Origin of the sequence: Haloferax sp. S1W (assembly GCF_044593955.1) — an archaeon.
Lineage (GTDB): Archaea > Halobacteriota > Halobacteria > Halobacteriales > Haloferacaceae > Haloferax.
Map to the genome: position 1 here is coordinate 194,042 of NZ_CP172597.1, position 17,134 is coordinate 211,175.

A 17,134-nucleotide genomic window follows, 5' to 3' on the forward strand; every position below is an offset into this window, starting at 1 on the left:
TTCCGCGATGTGTTCTGCGCTCTTCCGTCAGTCGAGCGTTCTCGACGCAGAATCTGTCCGAATCGACGACTACGCTCGAATGCCTCGCGTGCAATCGACGAGGTACCTGCGAGTGCAAAGGAGTCGGAAGTCGAAGCAGGCGAGTGCGAAGCGAACGAATCCAACGGACGTTCGCTGCTCGACGGCACGTCCGAGCGTCCGCGACCACGGTCAGCACGGCTTTCGTCGAATTGTGTGACTGTGTTCCGACCGAGCGGTTGCTGTCGAGAGGTATCGCCTGAAGAGTGGTGTCGATGCAGACGGAGGGCGGCTTGTCGTCGAGGAGGCAGGTTGGAAGATTGTTGTTGGGAGAAGCCACTGGGAGATTGCTGTTGAGAGAAGCCACTGGGAGACAGAGAGTCGGAGAAAAGGTCCGAAGCGTGTTGGTGGTCGAGTCGGTTCGGAGACCGCCGTTGGGGGAGTTGGATTGAAGACTCTGGTCGAGGAAGACCGCCGGTCGACGCTTGTTGACGAGTGTGCGCGGTGGACTGCACCCAGTCAATATCGGCCTCAGAGTCGGTCGGTTCGCTCCCCCTCTGACGACCCATCGGGTCCACATCCTGTTCGCGGGCTTCCGGAGCGAAATCAGACGGCTGCTGACGGTAGATTCGGTCGGAAGTGCGCTCGCCGCGGCTGCTGAGTTCGGTGGAGGGTGCTTCGACATCCACTGCAAGCGTTCGCGTTTGTGTCTCGGGCCCGTGAACTGGCCGAGTGTCAGGAGCGCCTGTAGCGACAGGAGCGCCTGCAACGACAGAAGTGCTTGCATCGGTCCCGTGGGTCGAGTGCTGTTGGCTTCGCGGGACACGAGAGAGAGACGCTATTCTATCGAGCGTCCGAATCCCTATCGTCGACAGCGTTTCCGGTACTTCAGGCTGAGGTGGTGTCTGAGACCGGGCGGTCGATGTCCCGCGTCGGTGTCTGCGCTGACTACGGTCCAACGGGGATTCAGTCTGCGACTGACTCGAAACTGAACTGCTTCTGTGGGACGCTTCGACGCTGCTGTTGGCTTGAGTCACCGACCTCGACGTGCTCGAACCGCGAAGTCCGGATTCGACCGCCGGGAGGACAGTAGTCGGCGCATTCGCCGACACCGACGATTGTGCTCCCGGTGGGTTACGAACGGCCGGGGACGGTTGACGCTGGCGTTCCAGAATCGAGTTCCCGGTCTCAGGAGGTTGGACCTGACCCTGTTTGGTCGGTGACGCCGCGGGCACGCTATCAGCCGTTTTGTTCGTCTCGGTCCGTTCACCTTCTCGGCCCATTTCGCGCCCTCGTCGCACGTGGAGACCGCCGACCGCAGATGTGTGACGTGTAGCGAGACGGGAATCCCCTGCGTTGGCGTGTAATGGTTGTATCGAAGATGAGGACGGAGAGGGCGAAGACGAGGACGGGGACAGAGAGGAAGGAGAAGACGAGGACGAGGACAGAGAGGAAGGGGAAGACGAGGACGGCGATGGAGATGGGGAGGAGGAGGTGGTGGTGGGTGACCAGGACGAAGACAGAGGCGGGGCCACGCTTTGGCTGTCTAAACGAGCAAGTGAGAGGGAAGAACCAGGGCTAGCGTGCGTTTCGGAACGCAGACCCGTAGTTTCGGAACGAGACAGACTCGTATCGACAGTCCTTCGTCTCGGAGAATCCGCCCCCGCCGTGGTCGGTACTGTGGCTGTCCAACGACGCATTCGTTGCACAGCCGACTGCATTCCTTGCAGCCGTTCACCCGCGTCGTCGTGGCTAGTCGCGGTAGTGTCTGAACGTCCTCTCCCCTCACGGGTAGTAGCGGGCTGTCGACCCCTATTCTGGATATCCGAATCCACAATCGGTGCTGACAGACGGTGTGTTGTCAAATACGCTACCGTGCTTGGTGCACTCGGATTTCGCTCGTTGCTCGGAGTCACACCAGTCGGACTCGTCTCGATAACGTCTCCCGAGAGGTCCGACTGCGGCCTGTCAGTTCTGTCTGCTTCGGAGTGAGTCGTCGCTGAGGAAGTCGAATTCGAGTTGCTCCCAGATTCGACGAACGGCGAGTGGTCTGGGGTGGTCGCCGGGCGGTCTGGGGTGGTCACCGGGTGGTCTGGAGGGGCCTCCGGGCGGTCTGGAAGTGCCGTTCTCTGGACGACTGTACTCGTCTGAGTATCCGGTGCACCCACCGAGTTCCGCTCGTGAGTATTCGAGTCAGCGACCTGTGAGCGATGCCGGTCGTAACCGGCCGCGCCCAACTGCGAATTATTATCAGAAGCCCTGACGAGCGTGCGTCTTCCCCCGTGTGTCGGTCTCCGAGCCGGTGGCTGCCACGTTGACTCCGATGCACTGGGAGGCAAACTACGAGATGAAGTGGAAGCCCTCGCGGCCGAATCCTCGGAAACCGAGCGAGTGGCTTCCGACTCGGCCGCGACGGTGGGGGTTTCTGCGGGTGACGTGGACGTCGACGTCGAGGACGACGGCGACGCAGGATGGTCGACGTTAGCAGCACCTGCAGTGGGTGCATTAATCGAAGCGGACTCGACAGCAGATGGGCCACGAACTGTAGTGGGTGAAGTACCTGCGGTTGTCGTCGTCTTCCCGGAGTGGGCAACGCGCATCCGCGTCGTCGTGGACCCGTGGGGAGAGTGCTGAGCCTCAAACACCCGTTTCGTTCCCGCCTTCCGACGGCCCGAACGACCGAGAACTGGTATCTGTGCAATCCCCACGGATGGGTGAAGCGATGGGGTGTCGTGCGAGGTCCAGACCGGTCGAGATGAACCGGCCGTGGTCGTCGACAAATCCGCAGAAGACTGCTTCGGGTCGTTGCGTGAGAGTGCCCGGGTAGAATCAGTCGAGCGCCGAGACACCTCGTACCCCGAAGGCAGGACCGGTTCCACGCCGTTCACCAGAGGGACAACGTCCGGTCCCGGAATTGTCGATGCGGTCACGCGGAGCGAAGCACTCGATTCTGGCAGTGCACCAGCCTGTGACGTTGACGCGCGTGAGAGTGACTGGGCGCTGGGTCGTCCATCTGTCGTGCCCGACGATGGTACCGAAGAGTCCTGTACCCAGGTCGAAGTAGTCGAGGAAGGCACCCGTGGAGATGGTTGCACCCGGTTCGGAAACTGGCCTGTCGAGCGGTGTCTCAGTCTGTCGCCGAGAGTCGCACGGTTGGCCGTCGGTTCGGGCGAATCGAATCGGGGAGCTCGACCCTGTCCAGTCTCGAACGAATCAGATGTCGACGCCTGCAGGTTCCCGGGGTCGTGGGCTCTATCCACGAGGTGTTGTCTTCTGTCCCCCGTCGGCTGGATAGGTTCGCTGTCGTCGCTTTCGGACGGAGACAGTGTAGAACGCCCCGAATGGCGTCCAGAAAGTGAGTCAGATGTATCGACTGGCTCTCGCAGCGTAGCTTTCCGACGACTGCCTCTATTGACGCCAGCGTACGTGTCGGGAATGGGAGACTCTGGGGTGGTCCTCTCAGAGAATGCGGTCCGTCTACCCGCCGCAGAAGGTTCGTGGTCACCAACTGCGGTCGATTCTTGATTACCAGGTGCGGTCTGTTTTCGCTTGCCGGGTGTGGTCAATTCTCGGTTCGCAATGGGTGTGGTCAATTCTCGGTTCGCAATGGGTGTGGTCAATTCTCGGTTCGCAAGGATAGTTTGCGTGCCCGCCGCGCGCCGAGTTATACGGCGGAATTGCTGACGCGTCGCCCGAAGAGAGCTCTCAGGACGGCCCATCCGTGGCTGGTTGCGTGCTACACGGGCGCTCACCTGCTCGTTGTTTGAGCGTTCCGAGGCAACACTCGGTGGAGTAGTCGGATGGGTCTCACGAGTCTCGATGGTATCATCGACTGTCGGCGCAGTTGTCGTCGAATCGTCGTCTGTCCTGTCAGTCCAGTGCCGAGATTCGGGGCGTTGAGTATCCACCGCTCCAGTCGTCTGAACCGGTCGTGAGGCGGTGCTCGTCTCCGGTCGTGAGTCGATTTGTGTCCCCGGTTGTGACGCATTCGGTTGGCGACCCGCAACAGAGTCGGTGTCGCCGACACGCGTCGTTTGCGGGGAAGAAGCAGTCCGAAGTGTTCGGGTGCGTTCTTTCGGACCGTCGTTGGAGTGTCTCGAAACAGCAGTTGCGGTGGGGTCAGCGTGGCTCTGACCACGGGTCTGAACATCCACCCCTGTAGTCAAAACATTCTGTGCTCCAGTGGCTGAAACGTCCCGTACGCCAGAGGCCGAAATTTCCTGTATTCCGTCTGAGTCAGACTTCCCCGAGACAACGCTCGTTTGGGGCCGTGAGGCGTTCAGTTCCCGACTGAAAGAAGGTCCAGCGAGGTTGGTTCGTATCGTTCGTCGGGGTGCAGCGGGATTGACTCGCGTCGTTTGTCGAGCGCCATCACGTCGAGAGGAGGTACTGTCGGAAAACACCAATTCGGGTGGTTCAGAATCGAAATTCGGGTGGGTCCCTTCGAGAGAAGGATACGAGATATCGTAAACGTCGTCCGTGAGACCCTCACGTTCCGGCGTCTGTTGCTGGACGACGCGCTGCAGCGAACGGTAGACGAGGGAAGCAACGCCCCGTTTGTGGATAATTCGTTGGGCGAACGACCCGCCGAGACGTGACGCGTCGAGCGTCGTAATCGAACTGAGTCGCTGCGTGAGGTCACGTGTCGACGTGAGCGCCGTACCAGTGGCGGGTACCGCGTCAAGCGACTCTGTATCGGAGAGCGTGCCGACGTTGCGACAAGTCGGTTCGAGCGTGAGATGTGAAGATTCTCGAGTCATGGTTACGCGTCGCTGTTAGTGTCCCGGTCTGTCGAACTCCCGCGCCCGGTGGCGCGTTTCATTGCTAAGTGCCATCACGAGTTGTTAGTTTACGTATCTGTTGGTAGGAAATCAGTTCTTTCGTACCTCTTGTCGCAAACGGGGGTGTGCGGTCGAACCGCTCGCGACAAGTGCGAAAACCGACTGCAGTCGGTTAATCCTGCGTAGAGGGGGTCGTTCCGCGAGACTGTCCCGACGAACTCGTGTTCTGGCTCGTCTCGGCCACGCCCGAATCACTCGTGTCGGCGTATGTCTGCGGTTCTCCCTCGGCCTCGAGGCCGTCTCGTTGCAGCGCATATATCTCTCCAGTCTGCGTCAAGATGACCGGTGTCTGCGACCCTTGCTTGAGCGTGTATCCGAGCGGGAGTTCCCACGAATCGTCGTTCGGTGCTAACTGGAACTCTTCTGGGGCGTTGAACGTACAGATTGCACCGGGCCCGAGGTCCGTGTCGACACCGAACTGGTACAGGTCGAACTTCGTATCGCGGATTCTGGCGAACGAGAGGTCGATAGTCGTGTTCGACTCGTTCTTAATCGCCAGCTCCCACGCTGTTCGCGTGTCGGGGCGGTTGACATTGATGATAGTCAGACCATCCATTTCAGACGTTAGCGCCTCGTAGCGGTTGTAGACGACCAGGGTGACGAGTGCCCACAGGACGACCGCAACGGCCGTTGCCAAGAGTGCAGCATCCCAGTCAGTAGTGCGGATGGTGACAGCCCACGTCACGAACCCACCAACGACCGCAAACAGCGAGCCGACGACAATCGCCATCGTCCGACTTTCTAAGCCTCTCGCGTGCATATACCCGATTTTAATCGAGGTGGACCGAGGGCAATCGTCCTCGATGCTGCGGGTCGAGAGAATAACAGCACCGGTCACGAGCGGCCACGAGAGGAGGAACGCGGCCAAGACGGTGAGGTCAGTGAGAGTCCAGTAGATACGGACGACGAGCAGACAAAGTGCCACGAGAATAGCACCACCAAGCCCGAGTGTCGTCGCCTGAACCCACGTCGGAACGCGCGCCCAGTGCTCGTGGACAGTCTCTCGGTTCGGACGGTACGCGAAGTACCACGTTCCGAGGAGGACACCGAAGACGAACGAGACGATGAACACGATGTACCGAGGACCGAGGACCCAGAGTGCCTTCCCGCTGAAGAGCCCGGTGATAGTGACCGCGGGAACGACGTCAAAGAGACCAAGGATATGACTCGTGCCCCAAAGGAGGAGCGCGACTATCAAAGCGGTGAGGAGGATGGGAAAGAGCGGACCGAGTCGGTTTCGGACGCGACCAATCCGTTGTTTGAGTTTGAGCAGTCGAATCATTGTCTCACGAATGAGTTGGTTGGCGGACTACTTCGGCGAGACAGCGGTTTCTTCTCTTCCGGAGAGTACTCAGCAGAGTCGACTCGAAAGGAGGAACGACACCAGCATCTTTCGATTCACACATTTACTAAGTACATAAAACAAAGTCTCAAGTAATAAAGATGATGGTCCTGATTGTCGAAAAACATTAACTGCGGAAGAGTCACATCGAATCAGTCGGACGCTAAAAACAGAGTGTCGCTTACGACAGACGCGCTAACGTACGACCGAATGCGAGCGCGAGGAGAAGCGTCAAGAGTGTCCCGAGCAACGCAGCGGCGAACGTACCAACATGGGGCCCGAGTCCGGGAAGTGTGTAACCGGGGAGCAGACTCACGCTGGTCGGCACCGCCTGCGATGCAGCACCTGCTAGTTCGGCCGCGTTGTCCATCGGTTCGGCGTATCCAGTCTGGGACGCCGCCCACCCGAACACCGGCGCGAGGACGACGAGCGAACCGAGACCGATAAGTGACCGCTGTTGCCACCCATCGCGAGCAGCGTTTCCAGCACTCATGCGCCGACACCCTCAGACGAGTGGGAGGGCTGCGCAGCGCCGGCACGGGAGAGCAGCCGGGTCCCGACGAGCGTGAGAACGCCTTCGCCGATACCAAGCGCGAAGTGGCCGACAGTCATCACGATGAGTACGCTAAGCGCACTTCCACTGAAGGCTGGTGAGACGGCGAGTTGGAGTCCCGCAGACGCTGCGGCGGCGGTGATACCGACCCAACCACCGGCCACAGTCGCGAGAACTTCGTTCCGGTTGGCGAGCGTCGTGTAGACCGCATAGCCGACGTACGCCTCGACGATGGCCATGTTCCAGACGTTCGCGCCGAGTGCGAGTGCCCCACCATCACCAAAGACGAGCGCTTGCACAGTAACCGCGAGCGCGACGGCAAGCGCACCGAGGTGTGGGCCGAGAACGATTGCGGCGAACGCGCCACCGACGAAGTGGGCGCTCGTCCCACCCGGAATCGGCCAGTTGAGCATCTGTGCGGCGAAGACAGAGGCAGCGACGATGCCGAAGAGTTGGATACGATACGGTGAAAGCGATGTTCGGGCACGACTGGCGGCAAAAGCAAGTACAGAGGTACTTACGACGAGAAATGCCGTGGCCATCCACGGGTGTAAGAACCCATCCGGTGTGTGCATAGCATCACGGTAGTACCACAGCCCGAGAATAATACTTTTGATGCGAATCGTAATACTCGGGGAGAACCACGTACGTTGTACTGGGAGTCGAACCGAGTGCGCTGGGTAAATAACGTGGAACTACCGATAGCGAAGATATGAGCGATGAACTCGAACGAATGAGCGTGACTTTAGACTCGTCTCTCCTCGCTGCGGTCGACGATGTCGTCGATATCGGCGGGTATGCGAGTCGCTCAGAGGCGACACGTGATGCGCTTCGAGCGTTTGTGACCGAAGTGCAGGAACAGCGCGATTTGAACGGGACGTTACGCGGGACAGTCGTCGTACTCTACGAACACGACCACAGCGACGTCGGCAGCGAGATGACCTCGTTGCAGCACGAGTTTACTGAGACGATTATCGCAGTTCAGCACATCCACCTCAGCGACCACCTCTGTCTAGAGTCACTCGCAATCGATGGATCGGGGGAACGAATCGAGGAACTCCTCTCACGCATTCGGCCGCTGAAAGGCGTTCATCAGGTCAAGCTCACTGTCGTCGAATCCGACTGAGCCACCTACCGACTACCAGTTCTCTGAGCAAGTTCGGAGTACAGCTCGGACAACGAGTGCGTTCCAGCCTTCGGCGCGACGACATCCGTCGTGAGGATGTCCGAAACGGCTTCGGCGAACGCGGCAGTGCGGTTATCGAACGGCCGAAGGATGGTGAGAAGGCCATCGACGAACCATTTCGGGAGGTACGTCACCGAAGCCGACTCGTCGAGAGTACGAAACGCAAGGTTGGCAATCTCGTTGTAGGTGAAGACTTCAGGCCCACCGACGGCGAATTCGGTCCGGGCGTCATCAATCGCATCGACACACGCCTTGGCCAAGTCGGCCCCGTGAACCGGATTGATTCGTGCGTTTCCGTCGCCGACGAGGAAGACACGCCCTCTGCGAGCCATCTCGAAAAATTCAGTCATGTCGGAATAGTATCCGGTCGGCCGGACGACGGTGTGTTCTATCTCGGAAGCGTGTAGCTTCTCGACGAATCGCTCACGCGGTTCGATGAGTTTTCCCCAGAGGGACGGCATGTACACGGAGACGAAGACGAACTGTTCGACATCCGACTCGATTGCGAGGTCGAGAATCGTTCGGTTCGCTTCGTAATCGACCGCCCACGGACTCGCTTGCTGACGAGTCACGCCGAGCGAAGAGAACACGATGTCGATACCGTCACACAGACCCGTCAGCGTCTGTGGGTCGGTTACCGTCCCGACGAAGAGGTCGTCAACGCTTTCGCAAACCGGCGGCTCACGGAATTGTCCCGTGTGGGAGAGCTTTTCGGTAGACTCTGGCCGAGAGAGCGCCCGGACGGAGTAGCCGCGTCGACTGAATTCTACGACAGCGTGACGGCCGAGGTACCCTGTCGCCCCTGCTACCAGAACGCGAGTCACACGAGACACCCGCCCCAAAGACACGGCTGGTGAGCGATGTTTTCCGGATTATTTTCCATATTCACCACATAGTGAATCTCGTGTCGATACCATATTACTGTTTCACCCCTACTGGTGAACGATGACCGAAGGTGCGTACGAAGACGCCAAGGCAGAAGTCGCCGAGGCGATGGCCCGAACGGCCGAGATGTACGGAATCAACCGGAGCTACGGCCATATCTACGGGCTACTCTACTTCGTCGGAGAGCCACTGTCCCTCGACGAACTGGTCGAGGAGTCCGGCTATGCGAAATCCACGGTGAGCAACGCCATGTCGACACTCGAACCGTATCATCTCGTCCGACGACAATCCGGGCCGGGGGAAGGGCGGCGAGTCTACTTCGAGGCAGAACCGGACTTCTGGACCGTCCTGCAAGAGTTTCTCGAACAGCAGGGGCGTCGCGAGATTCGAATCATGACGCGCGCGCTCGAAACAGTACACACGACCCTCGACGACGCGCCGAAAACCGAACAGACGGTGCAGGCCCGGGAGCGAATCGACGCCCTCGAAGACTTCTACGACCAAGCCGAAAAAGCGCTCTTGTTCTTCACCAACGCCTCGAAAGAGGAATTCCTCGATGTACTCGAAGAGGTAGCGGCCCGCAACGTGGGTGCCGACGAAGCATAACACTGCCTCCGTGCATCGTTCGTCGTCAGATGAGACGCGTCCGATTACTCGGATGCGAGGTGTCCACCCAGCAGTTTGATGTACAGAAACGGGACGAACCACTCCAGTCCGGGTCCGAGAGAGACGACAGTTACCGCGACGAGGATTCCGAGGGACGTACTCAGCATCGCGATGGGACGGCGGAGAGAGCGGGGACTCAGAAGAACGAACGCCGAACCCACGAGCAGGTAGCCGTAAACGAGTGTGGCCTCAGTCCACGAAGCCGACTCGAAGAGCAACGCGAGCGCAAACGGGTACAGGTGAAGTGCCACGAATCCGAAATGGTCGTGGGGTCGCTGTCCGGGGCGGTGCCACCATCGCGTACCGCTAGCGGTTGTGTTGGCGACGATGCCGCCAGCGATATCGAGCGCGAGAAACGCGACGAGTACTTGTTGGAGCGGTGTCCACCCCAGCGACCGAAGATTCGCGTATCCGAGAACACCCACGGTGAACAAGAGTCCATACGACAGCACAAGAGACTGTTCGGCCGTGGTCGCACCCGGGCCAACGAGTCGGTCCCACGCACCAAGGACCCCACTTCGTGGTGTTTCCGCGGGGTCCCTCTCAGCCGTTTGCTTTTGGTTTTCTAAATTCACGATATACTGAATTTAGTGTATATAGATATAACTGTATTGACGAGTGAATACATCGGCTCCATTTTCCGAAGCTGCGAGTCGTCCGCCAGCGCCTCGATAGACGCGTACCTCGAGGTTGTTTGATTATTTGAATTGTGTGACAATGAAAACAATGATTTGGCATCGAATGTCGGTTTTGAGTCTTTCACGTCATTCCATCTAGGTATATTCTACCCACATGAGTAATGAATATGATACATCTATTCTTCCAAACTATTGAGTATAGCTATACTCTACACCTATAATCTAACAGGCTTCGAGTTGAGAGGCCCAAGGGCCAGTTCGCAGATCCACTGTGACTTCTCGTTGGAGCAATCCTACCTTCCGTTGAATGCGGAAGGTGATGGGAAAAACGTAGAAACGACTGATGCTACCGTTTCGATGATTCTCGCTGCGAGTCTGAACAGAATCTCAGCCAGGTTCCACCTTCAAATCACTTGAACTCGATAACACACTTGATAGCGACAATCGAAGCCCAGACGGGTACCAAGCTGAACTGGTAAGTATTTTTAAGTATGTCTGACGGTAACATGAGGCTCATGTCAGACAGTGAACGATATAGTGGCGAAAGTGGTGAACAGCTCGAACGAACTGGGGACGGAGACGCATTTCCGGAGCCGTGTGTAGACCCGGAAACACCGACCTTGGACCCAAGGCGCAAGCCGACCGACCGAATCGAATTCCTCGATTCGCTCCCACTCCCGAGTGGTGTATCAGCGGACAGCATTTCTGAGACGACAATACCACTGTCTGGGTCACTAGACCCCGAGTGGAACTCGGTCGCACTCTTTTTCAACCTCTCGCCGGCCAACCAGCCTGGCGGCTACTCACAAACAAACCCTCAGGACGTTTCCGGATGGCTCAACGAGAAAGAGGGTCCATCTTCAGCGGATGTCTCGGAGTTCATGGGCGAGTACTACCGCGCGGTGTCCTACGGAAATCTCGCTTTCGGCATCGACACACCGCGCGACGACGCGGGTGACCCGCTGATACCGACGCTGACTGGGAGCAACATTGACCCGGGGAACTGGCATCAACTCATTAACCGATGTCTCGACGCCAACGCCGAGCGCATCTGGAAGGCCGCTGGCGAATTGACGAAGGATGGCGACCGATGGATTCCGTCCGTGTTTCTGGTCCAAAATTACGGCCACGGTGCGCACGCGAACTACGGCGGCTTCACTCGCACTGTCGATGGAAAGACCTACCGAATTGGTGACCGGCTTCACGTTCGGTACGACGGTAGCTGGCGGGTCCTCTCACACGAATACGCCCACAACTTCCTGGAGTTCGGCGACCTGTACGGACCACAAGGCTCGACGCTGTTCTGGGACATTCTCGGTAACGCAGGTGGGTCGGGGAACATGTCGGAGGCGTCGAGCGTCCACAAAGAACGCGTTGGCTGGTTGGAGTTCAAGGAGGTAATCGAGGGACCGAGTGTATCGACGCGGACACTCAGTCTCAAACCGTACACCACAACCGGTGAGGCGTACAAGGTCGTCCCGGACCCGGAGAACAACCCCCACGAGTATTTCGTCCTCGAATACCGCAAGAGCACGGGGTCGGAGGCGTGGCGACCAGACGGTGACCTCACGGACGAAGGGCTGTTGGTCACCCACATCAACGACAGACTCGGCATCCCCCACAACTGGCTGCTTCGGGACGCCCCCTACTTCGACCCAGAGTATGCTGGAGCGTCCGACAAAGGAACGACGAGCCGTAAAGGAGGAAGCGACGCGACCGACATCTTCTACCCCCAGCCCGACAACGACGCGTTCACTCCCGACACGATGCCGGAGAGCGACTTCTACGGCGGTCGGCCATCTGGGCTTCGAATCCAGAACGTTCGCATCGTCGACGGTGAGGTGACCTTCGAACTCGGCATTTGGGGCGCACCACTCGAACGAGTGTGGCACACTAGTCCAGCCGAACCCGAGATTCAAATTGAAGAGGAAACATCGGATGACTCCGAAACGGGTCACGTGACGGAAGAGGTTGGCTTCTTGGCTTTCCAGCGGGGGACTATCCTGGACGCGACGGGCGTGGCCATCGGTGAAACGGGCGTCCTGTCGACCCGTCAGTCTGGAGACTCCCAGTGGCACACTGTCCACCTCGACGGCGACTATTTGTACCCAGTCGTGGTGGCCCAACTCACCTCTTATGAGGGGAGTGACCCCGCACACGCGCGTGTCCGCCGGGTCAGTTCAGACTCATTCGAGGTACAAATCGAAGAGTGGGACTACGACAACCAAGCCCACACCGAAGAAGAAATCGAATACGCCGTCTTCGAGAGCGGTACTCATCGACTGGCAGGTGGAACGACGCTTGAAGCGGGGGTCGTCGAGACGGACCATAACTGGAAGACGGTGTCGTTCGACGAGACCGTCGACAATCCTATCGTCGTCAGTCGAAGCCAGACCCACGAGGGTGAACAGGCGATTGTGACCCGCCATCGGAATGTCGTCTCCGACGGATTCGACGTGCGACTCCAAGAGGAAGAAGCCAACAACGACCTCCATAGGACCGAGGACATCGGCTACGTGGCTCTCGATGCGGGTCCGGGAGGGACACACCTCGCCGGTCGCGCCTCCATCGACGACCAATGGAGCCGCCTCAACTTCGACGAAGATTTCGACGCGCCACCCGTCACGCTCGCATCGATTCAGACGTTCAGGGGCGGGGACACCGCCGGGCTTCGACTCCGAGAACCCGAGACGAACGACCGGACCCTCGCGGGACGGTTCACGTCTGCGGACACGACGAAACCAGAGGAGATATTCATCCGCGACGACGACCGTGCGGCCCTTCTGCAGACCCACGACTCGCAGTGGTTTGCCGTCCATCGCCACGACGACCAGATTGACGAGTGGAACCTACGGCCGCAGGACCGCGAGGTTGTCGGTGACCTCGACGGCGACGGCAGAGATGAAATCTACATCCGGTCGGACAACAGGGCGGGCGTCATCGAATGGGGTGGTAGAGAATTCATCACGCGAACGCTCACGAACGACCGGATTGGCGAGTGGAACCTGCGGCCGCAGGACCGCGAGGTTGTCGGTGACCTCGACGGCGACGGCAAAGACGAAATCTACGTCCGGTCGAACGATTGGGCAGGGGTGGTTGCTCTCGAAAATGGGGACCTTACGCTGCGCTCGATCCAACACGACCGAATCGGCGAATGGGACCTGCGAGCGCAAGACAAGGAGTACGTGGGTCGGTTCAGCCAGACCGAACACGACGAGGTGGTCGTCCGAAGCAACGACTGGATCGGACTGCTCCAGTGGGACGACACCGCCGAGGAGATGCGATGTGAGTATCTCACCTCGGGGAGGGTCGACGAATGGAATCTCGGCGCGGACGACGAACACGTCATTGGCGACTTCGACGGCGACGGCAAGGATGAAATCTACATCCGGTCGGACAACTGGGCTGGCGTGATGAAGTGGAAGAACGGCGAGTTCACTCTGCTGTGGATTCGCGACGACGATGTCCAGAACATGGGCAACGGGCCAGCAATCGACCTGAAGGCGACCGATGAGTCCTACGCCGGACGCTTCCTCCCGAACCCAGTCTGGTCGTCGGATTCGGACCTCAGCGAGCGTCCACCCCGAGACGGAGTGTTGCACGTCTCCGGGTCCGGTTCGGACACGCGGCTGTCGATACTCACCTGGGAGAACGGTGCGATGAAGGTTCGCCACCACAAGAACGGTGGCCAAATTGAGTGGACCGACGGTGGAAACCACATCACGATTGGTGATTTCCATCCGCGTGGTCCCGACCCCGTGAGGGAGAACCGTGACTTCCAAGGCGACCGCGCTGATGACGTGTTCGTTCACAATGCCTGGGGAACGGGGATGATAGGCATCAACTACGTCGAGTTCGCTCCCACCCATCGACGCTGGGGTGGCAACATCAAAGAGCAGATGTCGATTACCTGGAAGCAGCGAGAGTACCTTCTGGCCCGGTCCGACAGCGAAGACTGCCTCTCGATAGATTCTGATTCGCTCACCGTCGAGTCCTACGACGGCGGGGCCACGCTTCGGGACGATGACAGCCTGATACTCCAAGATGATGACGAATGGGTCATCGAGCGAGCGAAGAAGATTTTCGATCACTACGGCTTTGACCACCATTGCTTGGTCGGCCGACCCTACGCCTCGATGCAGTACTTCCTGGTTGATGGTGCGGCCCCAGAGGGACCGATGCCTAACGAGAGTGGTGTCACCTTCGATGCCGACAACCTAGCTGTGACCCGGACCGGTGGTGGGTGGGCCGTCGAAGCCGGCGGTCGGGAACTCGTCACGTGTCCGAATCGCAACGAGGCCCACCAAGCGTTTGCAGTCATCCAGGACTACGGATTCACCAAGAAGTGCTGGGTCGAGGAACCGGACGGTCCAATGACCTACTTCCGGCGGTAACAGCGGCGGCGAAACTGCCGTACCCGTCTCTGCTCCCGTCGGGGTACCCCATCCCGTCCATCCATTTTCCCTGCAGCGGAGAGGAGAGGAGAGGAGAGGAGAGGAGAGATTAGAGTTGGTCGATTGTGAGTGGTGTTGCGTCGTCCCAGTACTGAGAAAAGAGGTTCTCCGCCCACGCGTGAACCTCTGGTTCATCAACGTCCACCGACGCTTGGAGGATGCCATTGTCGTCGCGGAGGAAGAGATGGACGACCGAGTCGGCAATCGTCGCGGCCACCGGAATCGACCCGTCGGCGATTCGAACCGTCGCACCATCGGCGGTGAGGAGGTCCCGGAGTTGGTCGCGAAGTTGCGAATCGTCGGCCAGCGCGTCGATTGCAGCGGCCGGGAAGACGCCCTCGAACTGCTGGTCGCCCGAGGCAGTCCGCTCCGAAATAACCTCGAGGCTCTGCTCGTTGAACGCGTACGAGACGACCCGTACTTCGGTGGCAGTGCGAAGGAGATTGAGAACGCGCTTGACCGGCGCATTCGGCCGCACGCGACTCGGTTTTGTTATCGTCGCTGCAGTCAAGTGTTCGAGGTCGAACGTAATCGCGTCCGCAGGCAACCACCGCACAATCGGCCGAAGTTCGAGGTCGGTATTGAAAATCTCGACCAACTCGCTGAACCCCCGCGAAACGAGGGTTCCCGTTACAGTCGCCCGGTACGCCCCGTCTTCGCGTTCAATCCACGCACGCTCCTCGAAGTCGTGCAGAATCCTCCCCAGCGTCGGCTGTGACGCCCCAGTAAGTTCGACGAGTTCGCGCCGCGTGCGAGGCGCTTCCGTGAGATGTCTGAGGGCCTCCACCCGGTTCGGTGAGAGTGCGAGAAATTCTATCTCCTCTAGCGCCGATTCCATACTTTATGTTCCGAGCGCGAGCGGTTTACTGCTTTCGAGTCGCGAAATCCTTTCACACCGTGAATCCACGTCACCCTTCACCGCAGGTTTCTTACTATGACATTATTTCTGAATCAATGTAAGTAGGTCCACCTCGTACAGAGAAGTATGAGTTCACTATCGCAGTTTTCGTCTCTCTGGCTCCAGTGGGGTGCGGAATCTGAATGAAGGGAAGCAGCTTCCTGACGGGGACGCGCCGGACACTCGCGTTGTTCACAGTTGCGAGTGTGTTTTTCGGTGGTACGTTCGTCGCAGCGAAAGCGGGGCTGGAGTTCTTTCCTCCGCTGTTGTTCGTCGCGTTGCGGTTCGACATCGCAGCAGTCGCATTGCTCGGCTTCGTTGCCGCGACCACGCCGCGTGATGAACTTCGTCCGAGGTCGTTCGGCGACGTTGTGGGCATCCTCGCGACTGGCGTCTTCGTAATCGGCCTGTCTAACGCTCTGCTGTTCGTCGGCCAGCAGTACGTCTCGAGCGGCGTTGGCTCGATTATCTTCAGTCTCAACCCGATTTTGACGCCCGTATTTGCGATGGTCTTCCTGGCGAACGAGCGCCTCTCGGCCCGCGGCGCTGTTGGGATGCTCATCGGACTGGTCGGCGTTGCACTCGTCGTGCAGGTCGACCCGTCGAACCTCCTCGGAGGGGATGCCGCGTGGAAAGGCGTCGTCTTCCTCGGTGCCGCCATCGGCGCTCTCGGGACGGTCATCATCCGCTGGGCGGAGACCTCGATTTCGAGTACCGTCCGGACGGCGTGGGCGCTCCCGGTGAGTGCTGCGCTCACTCACTCCCTCAGCCTCGCCTCGGGCGAGTCCATGGCGATGGTCGCGTGGACGCCGAGCGCAATCGCAGCGCTCGGGTACGTCGGAATCTTCGCCGGAGCGGTGGCGTACATCGCCTACTTCGGCCTCCTCGACGAAGTTGGACCGATTCATGGGAACCTCGTGTTCTACGCGGTTCCAATCGTCGCCACGCTCGGGGGGGCGGCCCTCCTCGGAGAGTCCATCTCGGCGTCTACCTTCACCGGCTTCGTGATTATCTTCCTCGGATTCGCCGTCCTCGCCAGCGAATCGATACTCGCCGAAGTCGAGGCGTGGTACGACATCCTCGTCTCCACCATCCAGTCTACGAACTGAGTGGGTCGCACTTCGGTTCCGAGAGTATCCGTCTTCAGGTCTGAAGTCCGTCGTCTGATTTGAACAGTGTCGTCCGGTCTGAACAGCATCGTCCAGTCTAACGGCCGCTCCTCGATGGTCAGACTCCCGGACAATTCATATCAAGTCGCTACGAATGCCATCTATGGGCCTTTCTCGCTATCTGACGCTCGAAGACACCCCGTTCGAGGGGCGCGAGTTCTCGCTTCTCTGGCTCATCGCGCTCGCCACCTACGGGGTCGGTGATATCGTCACCACCATCACGTTGCTCTACTTCCAACAGCGCTTCGCCGAGGCGAACGCCTTCCTCAGAGCCTCCACCGAGCAGTTCGGACAGTTAGGGCTTATCTTCCCGAAAATGGCTACGTTCTTCATCTGTATCGGGGTGAGCCTCTACGGGGCGCAAAAAGAAGACTCGGTGCTCTACTACCTGCCGCCAATCGTTCTCTCGGTTATTGGCGCGTTCGCGACGGCGTTCAACTTCAGACTCTTCGTGGGGTGAGGCGAAATCGCTCACAGAGAGGCT

Annotated in this window: 13 protein-coding genes; 7 read left to right on the forward strand and 6 right to left on the reverse strand. The window is 59.2% G+C overall.

Annotated features, from left to right (window positions below; translation table 11 throughout):
- Positions 1 to 1,384 precede the first annotated feature (1,384 nt).
- Positions 1,385 to 1,600 (forward strand): hypothetical protein, encoded by a 216-nt coding sequence (locus ACH9L7_RS18660; protein ID WP_396613705.1) that lies wholly within the window; start codon positions 1,385 to 1,387, stop codon positions 1,598 to 1,600.
- Between the two features lie 770 nt (positions 1,601 to 2,370).
- A complete protein-coding gene (locus tag ACH9L7_RS18665) occupies positions 2,371 to 2,652 on the forward strand; it encodes a hypothetical protein (RefSeq protein ID WP_396613706.1) in 282 nt (93 codons plus the stop codon).
- A gap of 2,319 nt (positions 2,653 to 4,971) precedes the next feature.
- On the opposite strand, the gene ACH9L7_RS18670 is transcribed toward ACH9L7_RS18665, so the two are convergent.
- The 3 genes from ACH9L7_RS18670 to ACH9L7_RS18680 form a co-directional block, all read right to left on the reverse strand.
- The gene (locus ACH9L7_RS18670; protein WP_396613707.1) at positions 4,972 to 6,141 is read right to left on the reverse strand and encodes a hypothetical protein; all 1,170 of its coding nucleotides are present in this window, start codon (positions 6,139 to 6,141) and stop codon (positions 4,972 to 4,974) included.
- Between the two features lie 241 nt (positions 6,142 to 6,382).
- The gene (locus ACH9L7_RS18675; RefSeq protein ID WP_396613708.1) at positions 6,383 to 6,694 is read right to left on the reverse strand and encodes a PDGLE domain-containing protein; all 312 of its coding nucleotides are present in this window, start codon (positions 6,692 to 6,694) and stop codon (positions 6,383 to 6,385) included.
- Positions 6,691 to 7,329 carry an energy-coupling factor ABC transporter permease gene (locus ACH9L7_RS18680; protein WP_396613709.1) on the reverse strand — a complete coding sequence of 213 codons (639 nt, stop codon included), beginning with the start codon at positions 7,327 to 7,329 and terminating at the stop codon, positions 6,691 to 6,693. The genes ACH9L7_RS18675 and ACH9L7_RS18680 overlap by 4 nt, the downstream gene beginning before the upstream one ends.
- 137 nt (positions 7,330 to 7,466) lie before the next feature.
- On the opposite strand from ACH9L7_RS18680, the gene nikR reads away from it, so the two are divergent.
- A complete protein-coding gene (nikR, locus tag ACH9L7_RS18685) occupies positions 7,467 to 7,880 on the forward strand; it encodes a nickel-responsive transcriptional regulator NikR (protein ID WP_396613710.1) in 414 nt (137 codons plus the stop codon).
- 5 nt (positions 7,881 to 7,885) lie between these two features.
- On the opposite strand, the gene ACH9L7_RS18690 is transcribed toward nikR, so the two are convergent.
- Complete coding sequence (locus ACH9L7_RS18690) at positions 7,886 to 8,764, reverse strand: SDR family oxidoreductase (protein ID WP_396613711.1); 879 nt, start codon at positions 8,762 to 8,764, stop codon at positions 7,886 to 7,888.
- 121 nt (positions 8,765 to 8,885) lie between these two features.
- On the opposite strand from ACH9L7_RS18690, the gene ACH9L7_RS18695 reads away from it, so the two are divergent.
- Positions 8,886 to 9,431: a GbsR/MarR family transcriptional regulator gene (locus ACH9L7_RS18695; protein ID WP_396613712.1), complete on the forward strand. Its 546-nt coding sequence runs from the start codon at positions 8,886 to 8,888 to the stop codon at positions 9,429 to 9,431.
- A 44-nt stretch (positions 9,432 to 9,475) separates the two neighbouring features.
- Here ACH9L7_RS18695 and ACH9L7_RS18700 read toward each other — a convergent pair whose 3' ends face one another.
- Entirely contained in the window at positions 9,476 to 10,066 is a 591-nt protein-coding gene (locus ACH9L7_RS18700) for a hypothetical protein (RefSeq protein ID WP_396613713.1), read from the reverse strand.
- 683 nt (positions 10,067 to 10,749) lie between these two features.
- On the opposite strand from ACH9L7_RS18700, the gene ACH9L7_RS18705 reads away from it, so the two are divergent.
- On the forward strand, positions 10,750 to 14,523 hold the full coding sequence (locus ACH9L7_RS18705; protein ID WP_396613714.1) for an FG-GAP repeat domain-containing protein: 3,774 nt from the start codon (positions 10,750 to 10,752) through the stop codon (positions 14,521 to 14,523).
- Positions 14,524 to 14,632: 109 nt separating this feature from the next.
- Here ACH9L7_RS18705 and ACH9L7_RS18710 read toward each other — a convergent pair whose 3' ends face one another.
- On the reverse strand, positions 14,633 to 15,421 hold the full coding sequence (locus ACH9L7_RS18710) for a helix-turn-helix transcriptional regulator (RefSeq protein ID WP_396613715.1): 789 nt from the start codon (positions 15,419 to 15,421) through the stop codon (positions 14,633 to 14,635).
- 203 nt (positions 15,422 to 15,624) lie between these two features.
- Between ACH9L7_RS18710 and ACH9L7_RS18715 the strand changes: the two genes are divergently transcribed.
- Positions 15,625 to 16,590, forward strand: coding sequence for a DMT family transporter (locus tag ACH9L7_RS18715; RefSeq protein ID WP_396613716.1), 966 nt, complete (start codon positions 15,625 to 15,627; stop codon positions 16,588 to 16,590).
- A 163-nt stretch (positions 16,591 to 16,753) separates the two neighbouring features.
- Positions 16,754 to 17,110 (forward strand): hypothetical protein, encoded by a 357-nt coding sequence (locus ACH9L7_RS18720; protein ID WP_396613717.1) that lies wholly within the window; start codon positions 16,754 to 16,756, stop codon positions 17,108 to 17,110.
- Positions 17,111 to 17,134: the final 24 nt, after the last annotated feature.